The following is a 12,794-nucleotide window of genomic DNA, read 5'->3' on the forward strand; positions in this document are numbered from 1 at the left end:
GCCTGTCTTGTCGTGCTTGCATCAAGGGCGCGGCGGGCGCATATCGTGGAGCATGGTGAGATGGATCTTTGGCCTTATCCTCTGCGCGACGCTGGCGGTGCCGGCGGGGGCGGAAGTGCGCGTGCCCGAGAGCCGGGGCGAGATCAGCATGGGCTTCGTGCCTGTTGTCAAGACGGCCGCCCCCGCGGTGGTGAACATCTATGCGCGGCGGGTGGTGAACACGCGGGCGAGCCCGTTCCGGGGCGATCCGTTCTTCGACGAGTTCTTTCGCGATTTCGGCGGGCCGAGGCAGCGGGTGGAGAACTCGCTGGGGTCGGGTGTGATCTTGAGCGCGGACGGGATCGTGGTGTCGAACTACCACGTGGTGGGGATGGCCACGGACATCCGCGTGGTTCTGAACGACCGGCGGGAATTCGAGGCGCGGGTGCTATTGGCCGACGAGGAGAGCGACCTTGCGGTGCTGAAGCTGGACGGCGCGGAAGGGATGCCGGCGCTGGAGCTGCGCGACAGCGATACGGTCGAGGTGGGCGAGCTGGTGCTGGCGATCGGCAACCCCTTTGGCGTGGGCCAGACGGTGACCAGCGGGATCGTGTCGGGGTTGGCGCGGTCGGGCGCGGCCACGGGCAACGCGCGGGGCTATTTCATCCAGACCGACGCGCCGATCAACCCGGGCAATTCGGGCGGGGCACTGGTGGACATAGAGGGCCGGCTGGTGGGGATCAACACGCGGATCCTGAGCCGGTCGGGCGGGTCGAACGGGATCGGCTTTGCGATTCCGGCGGCGCTGGTGGCGCAGTTCGTGGCGCAGGCAGAGGCCGGCAACACCGCGTTCGAACGGCCCTGGGCGGGGATCAGCGGCCAGCCGGTGACGGCGGACATGGCCGAGGGAATGGGCTTGGGCGTGCCGGGCGGGATCATCATTTCGCAGCTGCATCCCGCGAGCCCCTTTGCCGAGGCCGGATTCGAGGCGGGCGACGTGATCACGGCGGTGGACGGGCAGGTGGTGAATGCCGCGCCGGAGATGATTTACCGGATGTCGGTGGCCGGGATTGGCGGCGAGACGCGGGTGACGCGGGTGCGCGACGGGGAAGCCGAGGACGTGGTCCTGCGGCTGGGACGCGCGCCGGAGGTGCCGCCGCGGGAGGTGACCGAGACGGGCCCGCGGAGCGTGATACCGGGCATGGTGCTGGGCAACATCAACCCGGCCGTCATTGCCGAACTGGGCCTGCCGCTGATGGCGGAGGGTGTCGTTGTTCTGGAGCCGGGGCGCGCGGGGCTGCGGGCCGGGTTGCGGCAGGGGGACATTTTGCGCGGGATCAACGGCGTGACCGTCGAGGAGCCCGGCATGGTGGAGCCTCTGCTGGAGGCGAGCGGGCGCTGGCTGAGCCTGGACGTGCAGCGGGGCACGCAGCGCAGCACGCTGCGGTTCAGGCTGTAGCCATGGGCGATCTGTTCGATACCGGCCCCGAAGCCAAACCGGACGCAAGGGACGACAAGGCGCATGACAGCGCGCCGCGCCCGCTGGCGGACCGGCTGCGGCCCCGCGCGCTGTCCGAGGTGATCGGGCAGGACAAGGTGATCGGACCGGATGGCCCCCTGGGGGTGATGCTGGCCTCGGGCAGTCTGACATCGCTGGTCTTCTGGGGACCGCCGGGCGTGGGCAAGACCACCATCGCGCGGCTGCTGGCGGACGAGACGGACCTGCATTTCGTGCAGATCAGCGCGATCTTTTCCGGTGTGCCGGAACTGCGCAAGGTGTTCGACGCGGCCAAGCACCGGCGCGCCAACGGGCAGGGAACGCTGCTGTTCGTGGACGAGATCCACCGGTTCAACAAGGCGCAGCAGGACGGGTTTCTGCCGCATATGGAGGACGGGACGATCCTGTTGGTGGGGGCCACTACGGAAAACCCGAGTTTCGAGTTGAACGCCGCGCTTCTGAGCCGATCGCAGGTTCTGGTGCTGGAGCGGCTGACCCTGGCGGAGCTGGAGCGGCTGGCGCAACGGGCGGAGAAGGAACTGGACCGGGCGCTGCCGCTGGACGGCGCGGCGCGCGAGGCGTTGCTGGAGATGGCGGACGGGGATGGGCGGGCGCTGCTTAACCTGATCGAGCAGGTGGCGGCGTGGAAGACCGACAAGAAGCTGGACACGAACGCGCTGACCGCGCGGCTGATGAAGCGGGCGGCGCAGTACGACAAGTCGGGGGACGCGCATTACAACCTGATATCGGCGCTGCACAAGTCGGTGCGCGGGTCGGACCCGGATGCCGCCCTCTACTGGCTGGCGCGGATGCTGGACGGGGGCGAGGACCCGCGGTACCTGGCGCGGCGGATCACCCGGATGGCGGTGGAGGATATCGGGCTAGCCGATCCGCAGGCGCAGGCGGTCTGCCTGCAATCGTGGGAAACCTACGAGCGGCTGGGCAGCCCGGAAGGCGAATTGGCGCTGGCGCAGGCGGTGACGTACCTGGCGCTGGCGCCCAAGTCGAACGCGGCCTACGTGGCTTACAAGGCCGCCATGAAGGCCGCGAAGAAAACCGGCAGCGAGCCGCCGCCCAAGCATATCCTGAACGCCCCCACCGGGCTGATGAAAGAGCAGGGATACGGTGCGGGCTATGCCTATGACCACGATGCCGAGGACGCGTTTTCGGGGCAGAATTATTTTCCCGACACGATGGAGCGGCCCGAGCTGTATAAGCCCGTCGAACGCGGGTTCGAGCGGGAGCTGGGCAAGCGGGTGGGCTATTTCGCGAAGCTGCGGGCGCGCAAGGACGAGGCGGGGTCATAGGCGAATCCCGGCCCGTCCGTGGCCCGGGTGCGCGGAAATGTCGTTTTCTGAACAGTCGGTCGCAGATCGGGCCTGTGCGCGAAAACGCCTTGATTGCAAGAGGTTCAACAGCGTTGGCTAGTGATTTGAACGTGCGAAAAAAAATCGTGATGCGGCATATGAAGGCTGGAAGCGACATTTTTTTCGTGTTTTGGTAACATCATGTCGTAATTGAGCCGCCCGTTCAGGGGAAACGACGCAAAGCTGCTTTGAAGGGCCGCGAAAGATGGCCTGGGAACAGACTAGTCATAGGGAGACATCATGACTGATATCAAAGATCAAATGCTGCTGGATCGACTGGCAGCCGCGGCCCGCGAAGGCAAGATCTCGCGCCGGTCGTTCATGCATTACGCCGCCGCGGCGGGCCTGACGACCACGGCCGCGACCGGCTTGTGGACCGGGGCCGCGAAGGCGCAGCCCGCCAAGGGCGGGACGTTCCGCCTGGGGATGCACGACGGCAACACGTCGGATTCGCATGATCCCGGCACCTACGTCACCTTCTCGATGATCCAGGTGGCGCATACCTATCGGTCCTACCTGACGCTGATCGAGCCCGATGGCTCTCTCGGGCCGGACGTGGCCAGCGAGTGGAGCGCGAGCCCGGACGCCAAGGAATGGACCTTCAAGATCAACGAGAACGCGACGTTCCACAGCGGCCCGAAGGTGACCGCGAAGGACGTCATCGCGTCGATGAACCACCACCGGGGCGACGACACGACATCGGCCGCGAAAGCGCTGTTGTCGGACGTGCAGGACATCACGGACAACGGCGACAACTCGGTGACCTTCGTGCTGGGCACCGGCAACGCCGACCTGCCGTGGCTGATGACGGACTATCACCTGGCAATCGTTCCGGCCAACGAGGACGGCACGGCAAACTGGCAGTCGGGTGACGGCTGTGGCCCCTACAAGATGGAAGAAGCCGAGTTCGGCGTGCGCTACAGCCTGACCCGCCACGAGGGCTGGCACCTGGAAGGCGCGTATTTCGACGACCTGCAGCTGATCGTCCTGAACGACCCGAACGCGCGCCAGACGGCGCTGGTGACGGGCGACGTGGACGCGGTGACGCAGCTGGAGCTGAAGACGCTGGCGCTGTTGCAGCGCGACCCCAACATCGAGATCGACGACGTGCCGTCCGCGGCGGCCATCACCATGCCGATGCTGTGCGACACCGCGCCCTTCGACAACGTGGATGTGCGCAACGCGCTGAAGCTGTCGATGAACCGGGACGAGCTGATCGAGAAGATCACCTTCGGCGCGGCCACCAAGGCGAACGATTTCCACCATTCGCCTGCGATGCCCTACTATCCCGAAGGCATCGAGCAGCGCGAATACGATCCCGACCAGGCGAAATCGCTGCTGAAGAAAGCCGGCGCCGAGGGGCTGACGGTGAACCTGAGCGTGGCCGATTCGGTCTTTTCCGGGGCGGTGGACATGTGCGTCCTTTACGCCGAGCACGCCAAGGCGGCGGGCATCACGATCAACGTCAACCGCGAGCCCAATGACGGGTACTATTCCGACGTGTGGCTGAAAAAGCCGTGGTGCGCGGTGCAGTGGGGCGCGCGTCCGACGCCGGACGTGATGTATTCGCTGGCCTACAAGGATGACGCGGCCTGGAACGAGAGCCGGTGGCAGAACGAGCGGTTCAACGAACTGCTGCTGCAGGCCAAGGCCGAGCTGGACGATGAAAAGCGCGCGGAAATGTACCGCGAGATGGCGATCCTGGCCAAGGACGATGGCGGGACGGTCATCCCGTTCTTCCCGAACTTCGTATACGCGCGGCGCAAGAACGTGCAGCACGGGCCCGACCTGGCGCCAAGCTGGCAGATGGACGGCGCGCGCGCCTGCAGCCGGTGGTGGTTCGCAGACGCATAAGCAAGAGGTTCTGCCCCGGTGCCAAGGCGCCGGGGCAACCATTTGGAGGGGGCGGATCATCGCCCCGTCCGGGCCGACGGGACGGCCAAGAGAGCGCAGCAAAAGCGCCCGGGGCACGTCACAACGTCATAACAATATAAGCTGTGCGGATGCGGCCCGGGATGGGCAAGGCGGACGCCCAACAGCAGGAGGGACATATGGGAGACATCTTAACGCTTGTCGGCAAGCGTCTGGGTCTCGGGTTGATCATCCTTTTGGTGATCTCCGTCATCATCTTCTTCATGGTCGAACTTCTTCCCGGGGACATCGCGCAGGCGGTGCTGGGACAGTCGGCGACCCCGGAGAACCTTGCGGCCCTGCGCCGTGAAATGGGCCTCGACCAGCCCGCGCTGGTGCGATATTTCGCGTGGCTGAGCGACGCCGTCACACTTGATTTCGGCAGTTCCATCGTGACCGACGCGCGGGTGACCGAGATCATCGGCGAGCGGTTCATGAACACGCTGTTCCTGGCCGCCTACGCGGCCGTGATCGCGGTGCCGGTGTCGATCATCCTCGGCGTGATCGTGGCGCTGTTGCGTAACTCGATCTTCGACCGGGTGGCGAACGTGGTCTCATTGTCGTTCATCTCGTCGCCGGAATTCTTCCTGGGCTATATCCTGATCCTGTATTTCGCGGTGAAATGGGGCATGTTCCCGGCCATCGCGAGCCTGAGCGAAGGGATGACCTTCTTCGGGCTTCTGGAGCGGACCTTCCTGCCGGCGCTGACGCTGGTGCTGGTGGTCATGGCGCACATGATGCGGATGACCCGCGCGGCGATCATCAACCTGCTGGCCAGCCCCTATATCGAGATGGCCCGGCTGAAGGGCGCGCCGCCGTGGAAGGTGATCGTGAAACACGCGCTGCCCAATGCCTGGGCGCCGATCATCAACGTGGTCGCGCTGAACCTGGCCTACCTCATTACCGGCGTGGTGCTGGTGGAGGTGGTGTTCGTCTATCCGGGCATCGGACAGGCGCTGGTGGACGCGGTGTCCAAGCGCGACTTCCCGGTGGTGCAGGCCTGCTGCCTGATCTTCGCGGCGACCTTCATCCTTCTCAACCTTGCAGCCGACGTGGGGGCCATTCTGACCAACCCGCGCCTGCGGCACCCGAAATAAGGAGGGCGGATCATGATATTTGTAATCCTCTACTTCGCCCTGCTGCTTCTGCTGTCGTGCGGGGCGGCCTATTACAACCAACGATCGGCGTTCCTGCTGCTGTTCTCGCTGACGCTGGTGTCGCTGGTGCTGGCGATCATCGGCGGCATTCCGGCGCTGCGCTTCGTGGCGATTGCCGCGGGGATGCTGCTGGCGGCGGGCATGATGTCCTACGCGTTCCGCGAGTTCCTGACGGCGCTGGCGAGCGACGAGATGGCCAAGGAGCTGCGCACCGCGCCGCTGACCGCGGCCTTCGGGATGTTCGTGATCTTCGTCGTGGCGATCATGGGCATCTTCGCCCCGGCCATCGCGCCCTATGGCGAGGCCGAGATCGTCAGCCAGGCCTTTGCGCCGCCGGACAACAACATGCTGCTGGGCGCGGACCAGCTGGGCCGGGACATGTTCAGCCGGATCATCTATGGCGCGCGGAACACCGTGGCGCTGGCGCTGTGCGGCACGGTCCTGGCGTTCATCCTGGGCGCCATGGCGGGCCTGCTGGCGGCGACCAAGGGCGGATACTTCGACGGGTTCATGGGCCGGATGGCAGACGTGATCATGTCGATCCCGTCGCTGATCTTCGCGCTGCTGATGCTGTCGATCTTCGGCGGCTCGCTGGCCTCGCCGCAGACCAGTTCCTGGCTGCTGTTCGGCTTTGCGGTCATCGTGGGGCTGCTGTTCCTGGCGGCGGCGGCATATTCGCTTGTCAGCTGGCTGATCGGGGCGGCGATCGTCGCCGGGGTGGCCTTTGCCTTTGCGCTGGCCGGCACGACGATCTTCAACGCGTCGGAGATCATCCTGATCCTGGTGGTCGCGGTGATCTACAGCCCCCGCGTGTTCCGCCTGACACGGGCGGTCGCGGGCAACGTGGTGGTGATGGACTATATCGAGGCCGCCAAGCTGCGCGGTGAAAAGAACTGGTACCTGATCCGGCGCGAGATCCTGCCGAACTCGACAGCACCCCTGGTGGCGGAGTTCGGGCTGGAATTCTGCTTCGTGTTCCTGCTGATCGCGGGCCTCAGCTTCCTCGGTCTCGGCATCCAGCCGCCCACGGCGGACTGGGGGTCGATGGTGCGGGAGAACGCGACGCTGATTTCGTTCGGTGAGATCACGCCGCTCATTCCGGCCGCGGCCATCGCGCTTTTGACCGTGGCGGTCAACTTCGTGGTGGACTGGATGCTGCACCGGTCCTCGGGCTTGAAGGAGTAATAGACATGGGCTTGAAAAAAACAGATGTCCTTCTGAAAATCCGGGACCTGAAGATCCAGGGCTACTCGGACGAAACCTGGGTCGACATCATCAAGGGTGTCGACCTGACCCTGCATCGCGGCGAGGTGATGGGCCTGATCGGGGAATCCGGCGCGGGCAAGTCGACCATCGGCGCCGCCGCCATGGGCTATGCCCGCGACGGCACGCGGATCGTCGAGGGCTCTTCGATCGAGTTCGACGGGATCGAGCTGACCACGTCGTCGGAGGCCGAAAAGCGCGCGCTGCGCGGCTCGCGCATCGCGTACGTGGCGCAGTCGGCGGCGGCGTCGTTCAACCCGGCGCACAAGCTGATCGACCAGCACACCGAAGCCCCCGTGCAGTACCGCATCAAGAAGCGGCTGGAGGCGCAGGAGGACGCGATCGAGCTTTATGAGCGGTTGCGCCTGCCCAATCCGGGCGAGATCGGTTTCCGGTATCCGCACCAGGTGTCGGGCGGTCAGTTGCAGCGGGCGATGACGGCGATGGCCATGTCGTGCCGGCCCGACCTGATCATCTTTGACGAGCCGACGACGGCGCTGGACGTGACCACGCAGATCGAGGTGCTGGCGGCCATTCGCGACATCGTGGACCAGTTCAACACCGCGGCAATCTACATCACCCACGACTTGGCGGTGGTGGCGCAGATGGCCGACACGATCAAGGTGCTGTTGCGCGGTGAAGAGGTCGAGGAGGCGCCGACCGACCAGATGCTGGAAAACCCGCAGGAGGACTACACCAAGTCGCTCTGGGCCGTGCGCAGCTTTACCAGCGAGCAGAAGCATCGCCCGACGGATGGCACGCCGCCGCTGATCTCGGTCAAGAACGTGGATGCGTCCTATTCCAACGGGCCGAAGATCCTCGATGACGTGTCGTTCGACATCTACCAAGGGATGACGGTGGCCGTGGTGGGCGAATCCGGGTCGGGCAAGTCGACGACCGCGCGGGTGATCACCGGGCTGTTGCCGCCGTCGAAGGGCGAGGTGCTGTTCAAGGGCGAGCCGTTCCCGGCGAGTTACAAGGACCGCTCGAAGGACCAGCTGCGGCAATGCCAGATGATCTATCAGATGGCAGATACGGCGCTGAATCCCAAGGTGCAGATTTCGGAGATCATCGGGCGTCCGGCGCAGTTCTATTCCGGGCTGAAGGGCACGGCGTTGAAGACTCGTGTCGATGAATTGTTGGACCTGATCGAACTGGAGCCGTCGAAATACTACAACCGGTATCCGCCGGAATTGTCGGGCGGGCAGAAACAGCGGATCGGGATTGCCCGGGCGCTGGCGGCGGAACCCAGTTTCATCGTCTGTGACGAGGTGACCTCGGCGCTGGACCAGCTGGTGGCGGAAGGCATCCTGCGGCTGCTGGACCGGCTGCAGAATGAGCTGAACCTGGCATACATGTTCATCACGCACGACCTGGCGACGGTGCGGTCGATCGCCGACGAAGTGGTGGTGATGCAGAACGGGCAGGTGGTGGAGCAGGGGCCGAAGGACGACATGTTCACGCCGCCGCACCACCCCTATACAGACCTGCTGCTGAGCTCGGTGCCGGAGATGGATCCGAACTGGCTGACCACGCTGCTGGAGGAACGGGGCGTCGATAATATCGGCGACGCGGCCTCGGCCAAGATCGACCCGGACGACGACAAGGTCGAGGGAACGCAGGTCTGAGCCTGGCGGTCGGAACTAACAAAAAACGGCGCCCGGAAACAGGGCGCCGTTTTCCTTTGATGAATTCGTATGGTGCGTTAGCCGGTGATGGCCATACCCGACAGGACCATCGCGCCGACGATCAGGGCATAGACGATCACGACGGCCTGCCACGTTGCGCTGTGGGCCTGCAATTCGCGGATCAGTTGGTCACGGTTCATGGCGGGTATCCTTTTCAGAGACGCCAATGGCGCTAAACGTCTCTCACGTTCAACGCCTAAAGGGGGAGGTTTGGTTTTGGGCTGTGGCGCGAGGCGCCGTTTGAGGGTTAGCTGATAATGGCCGAGGCCGAGAAAATCAGCGTACCGACGAGGATACCGTAGACCAAGACCACCGACTGCCAGGTGGCACTGTGCATACGAAGTTCCCGGTTCAATTCATCGCGGGTCATGATGGCCTCCTTTGGCTGGCGGTCGTTTCCTAGCGAGCGCGTCAGTGCGCTCGTACCATCCACCTAGTCAAAAATTATGACGGCGCAATCCTTATTCGTTTCGAATTCTATGAAAATTGTGCATAGCCGCTCTGGCCGCAGAGCATGGCTGCGGAGATTCTGAAAAATTCCATTATTTTCAGAACCTTGCGCGGGGTGGCCCCGCGCGAGGCATTTACGGTCAGGCGACGCCCTGTAGCGGCAATACCACAAGGTCGCCCTCTTGCCGGGCCTTCATGGCCAGTGCGGCGGCATGGGCGGCGGCGGCGGTCGTGTAATAGGGGATCTTGTCGTAGAGCGCAACCGAGCGGATCTCCCGGCTGTCCTCGACCGCCTGGATGCCCTCGGTTGTGTTCATCACGAGGCTGATCTGCCCGTCCTTGAGCATGTCCACGATGTCGGGGCGGCCCTCGTAGACCTTGTTGACGACCTCGCAGGCGATGTCGTGGCCTTCGAGGAAGGCCGCGGTGCCGCGGGTGGCGACGATGGCGAAACCCAGATCGACGAGGATCTGCGCGGTTTCCACCAGTTGGGGCGTCTTGTCGTCGTCCTTGATCGAGAAGAAGACCTTGCCACCTTCGGGGAACTCGACGCCCGCGCCCATCTGGGCCTTGAGGAAGGCGCGGGGGAAGGAGACGTCCCAGCCCATGACCTCGCCCGTCGAGCGCATTTCCGGCCCCAGGATCGTGTCAACGCCGGGGAAGCGGGCGAAAGGCATCACGGCCTCCTTGACCGAGAACCAGGGCATCGCGGGGTCGGCGAGCGTCATCTGGTCTGCCATGGGCAGGGTGCCGGGCTTGGTGTCCGACGGGTACGCGCCGCGATGGGGGAAGGCCGAAAGCGGCTCGCCGGCCATGAGGCGCGCGGCGATGGACGCGATGGCCGAGTCGGTAGCCTTGGCGACGAAGGGCACGGTGCGGCTGGCGCGGGGGTTCACCTCGATCAGGTAGATATCGTCGCCTTTGACGGCGAATTGCACGTTCATCAGGCCGACGACGTTCAGCGCCTTGGCCAACGCGCGGGTCTGGCGGTCGATCTCGTCGATGATATGCTGGGGCAGGGTGTGGGGCGGCAGGCAGCAGGCGCTGTCGCCGGAGTGAACGCCGGCCTCTTCGATATGTTGCAGGATGCCGGCGACGTGGACATCGGTGCCGTCCGACAGCGCGTCGACGTCGCATTCGATGGCGCCGGAGAGGTAGCCGTCGAGCAGAACGGGGCTGTCGCCCGAGACGATCACGGCCTCGTTGATGTAGCGTTCGAGCTGGCCCATGTCGCGGACGATTTCCATGGCGCGGCCGCCCAGCACGTAGGAAGGGCGGATGACCAGCGGGAAGCCGATTTCCTCGGCGATGGCCAGCGCCTCGGCGTCGGAATGCGCGATACCGTTCTTGGGCTGCTTGAGGTTCAGCTGATTCACGAGCGCCTGGAACCGCTCGCGGTCTTCGGCAAGGTCGATGGCGTCGGGCGTGGTGCCGAGGATCGGGATGCCCTCCGCCTCGAGGTCGTTGGCGAGTTTCAGCGGCGTCTGACCGCCGAACTGGACGATCACACCGTGCAGCGTGCCGTTCTCCTGCTCGACGCGCAGGATTTCCATGACATGCTCGAACGTGAGCGGCTCGAAGTAAAGCCGGTCGGATGTGTCGTAGTCGGTCGAGACGGTCTCGGGGTTGCAGTTGACCATGATGGTCTCGTAGCCCGCGTCGGTCAGCGCGAAACAGGCGTGACAGCAGCAATAGTCGAACTCGATCCCCTGGCCGATGCGGTTGGGGCCGCCGCCGAGGATAACGACCTTCTTGCGGTCGGAGGGGCGGGCTTCGCATTCCACCTCGCCCATCATCGGGGCCTCGTAGGTGGAGTACATATAGGGCGTCTGGGCCTCGAATTCGGCGGCGCAGGTGTCGATGCGCTTGAACACGGCGACGACGCCTTGCGCGTGGCGGGCGCGGCGCACGTCGGCCTCGGTAAAGCCGGTGAGCTTGGCGAGGCGGGCGTCGGTGAAGCCCATCATCTTGAGGCGGCGGAGGCCTTTTTCGTCGGTGGGCAGGCCGTTCTGCCGCACGGCATCCTCGGCCTCGACGATTTCGCGTATGCGGGCGAGGAACCACGGGTCGAACTTGGTGGCGGCGAAGATCTCGTCATCCGTGAGGCCGTGGCGCATCGCCTGGGCGATGGTGCGCATCCGGTCCGGGGTCTGCTGGCTGATCGCCTTGATGACGGCGGTTTTTTCGGGGGCGCCGTCGATCTCGATCTCGTCAAAGCCCGTCAGGCCGGATTCCATCGAGGCCAGCGCCTTTTGCAGCGATTCGTGGATGGTGCGGCCGATGGCCATCGCCTCGCCCACGGATTTCATCGCGGTGGTCAGGTAGGGCTGCGAGCCGGGGAATTTCTCGAAGGCGAATTTCGGGATCTTGGTGACGACATAGTCGATGGTCGGCTCGAAGCTGGCGGGAGTCACTTTGGTGATGTCGTTGTCGAGCTCGTCGAGGGTGTAGCCGACGGCCAGCTTGGCGGCAATTTTCGCAATCGGGAAGCCGGTGGCCTTGGACGCCAGCGCCGAGGAGCGGGAGACGCGGGGGTTCATCTCGATCACGACCATGCGGCCGTCCTCGGGGTTGATGGCCCATTGCACGTTCGAGCCGCCGGTTTCGACCCCGATCTCGCGCAGGACGGCAATACTGCCGTTGCGCATGATCTGGTATTCCTTGTCCGTGAGCGTGAGCGCCGGGGCGACGGTGATGGAATCGCCGGTATGCACGCCCATCGGATCGACGTTTTCGATGGAGCAGACGATGATGGCGTTGTCGGCGCGGTCGCGGACGACCTCCATCTCGTATTCCTTCCAGCCCAGCAGCGACTCGTCGATCAGGATCTGGCTGACCGGCGAGGCGTCGAGGCCGGATTTGCAGTAATGCTCGTAATCGGCGCGATTGTAAGCGACACCGCCGCCGGTGCCGCCAAGGGTGTAGGCGGGGCGGATGATCGCCGGAAGGCCGACATGTTCGAGGGCGGCCATGCATTCTTCCATGGTTTCGGCGATGGTGGCCTTGGGGTTTTCGATGCCCAGACGATCCATCGCCTCGCGGAACAATTTGCGGTCCTCGGCCATCTCGATGGCTTCGCGGTTGGCACCGATCAGCTCGACGCCGAATTTTTCCAGCACGCCCATATCTGCCACGGCGAGTGCGGTGTTGAGGCCGGTCTGGCCGCCCATCGTGGGCAGAAGCGCGTCGGGGCGTTCCTTTTCGATGATCTTGGCCACGACTTCGGGGGTGATGGGTTCGATATAGGTGGCGTCGGCGAGGCCCGGATCGGTCATGATCGTGGCGGGGTTGGAGTTGACGAGGATGACGCGGTAGCCTTCCTCGCGAAGGGCCTTGCAGGCCTGGGCGCCGGAGTAGTCGAACTCGCAGGCCTGCCCGATGATGATGGGGCCGGCACCGATGATCATGATGGACTTGATATCGGTTCTTTTCGGCATGTGATCCCCCGGTGCGGCGCAAATTGTTGGCCTTATATTCATTA

Annotated in this window: 9 protein-coding genes; 6 read left to right on the forward strand and 3 right to left on the reverse strand. The window is 64.6% G+C overall.

Features of this window, described 5'->3' with window-relative positions:
* The first annotated feature begins 52 nt into the window (after positions 1 to 52).
* The 6 genes from FIU85_RS15795 to FIU85_RS15820 all read left to right on the forward strand — a co-directional run bounded on the left by FIU85_RS15795 (position 53) and on the right by FIU85_RS15820 (position 8,803).
* The gene (locus FIU85_RS15795; RefSeq protein ID WP_152497567.1) at positions 53 to 1,438 is read left to right on the forward strand and encodes a trypsin-like peptidase domain-containing protein; all 1,386 of its coding nucleotides are present in this window, start codon (positions 53 to 55) and stop codon (positions 1,436 to 1,438) included.
* Between the two features lie 2 nt (positions 1,439 to 1,440).
* Complete coding sequence (locus tag FIU85_RS15800) at positions 1,441 to 2,784, forward strand: replication-associated recombination protein A (RefSeq protein WP_152497568.1); 1,344 nt, start codon at positions 1,441 to 1,443, stop codon at positions 2,782 to 2,784.
* Between the two features lie 300 nt (positions 2,785 to 3,084).
* Entirely contained in the window at positions 3,085 to 4,698 is a 1,614-nt protein-coding gene (locus FIU85_RS15805) for an ABC transporter substrate-binding protein (protein WP_152493521.1), read from the forward strand.
* Positions 4,699 to 4,895: 197 nt separating this feature from the next.
* Positions 4,896 to 5,852, forward strand: a complete 957-nt coding sequence (locus tag FIU85_RS15810) for an ABC transporter permease (RefSeq protein ID WP_152497569.1) — start codon at positions 4,896 to 4,898, stop codon at positions 5,850 to 5,852.
* Between the two features lie 9 nt (positions 5,853 to 5,861).
* Positions 5,862 to 7,097: an ABC transporter permease gene (locus FIU85_RS15815; protein ID WP_152493519.1), complete on the forward strand. Its 1,236-nt coding sequence runs from the start codon at positions 5,862 to 5,864 to the stop codon at positions 7,095 to 7,097.
* 5 nt (positions 7,098 to 7,102) lie between these two features.
* Entirely contained in the window at positions 7,103 to 8,803 is a 1,701-nt protein-coding gene (locus FIU85_RS15820) for an ABC transporter ATP-binding protein (RefSeq protein WP_057795038.1), read from the forward strand.
* 77 nt (positions 8,804 to 8,880) lie between these two features.
* On the opposite strand, the gene FIU85_RS22535 is transcribed toward FIU85_RS15820, so the two are convergent.
* The 3 genes from FIU85_RS22535 to carB form a co-directional block, all read right to left on the reverse strand.
* Complete coding sequence (locus FIU85_RS22535) at positions 8,881 to 9,003, reverse strand: hypothetical protein (protein ID WP_302848757.1); 123 nt, start codon at positions 9,001 to 9,003, stop codon at positions 8,881 to 8,883.
* Between the two features lie 107 nt (positions 9,004 to 9,110).
* Positions 9,111 to 9,233 carry a hypothetical protein gene (locus tag FIU85_RS22540; RefSeq protein WP_261391617.1) on the reverse strand — a complete coding sequence of 41 codons (123 nt, stop codon included), beginning with the start codon at positions 9,231 to 9,233 and terminating at the stop codon, positions 9,111 to 9,113.
* A gap of 220 nt (positions 9,234 to 9,453) precedes the next feature.
* On the reverse strand, positions 9,454 to 12,750 hold the full coding sequence (gene carB / locus FIU85_RS15825; RefSeq protein ID WP_152497570.1) for a carbamoyl-phosphate synthase large subunit: 3,297 nt from the start codon (positions 12,748 to 12,750) through the stop codon (positions 9,454 to 9,456).
* Between the last annotated feature and the right edge of the window lie 44 nt (positions 12,751 to 12,794).

It is taken from the genome of Roseovarius sp. THAF8, assembly GCF_009363735.1.
Lineage (GTDB): Bacteria > Pseudomonadota > Alphaproteobacteria > Rhodobacterales > Rhodobacteraceae > Roseovarius.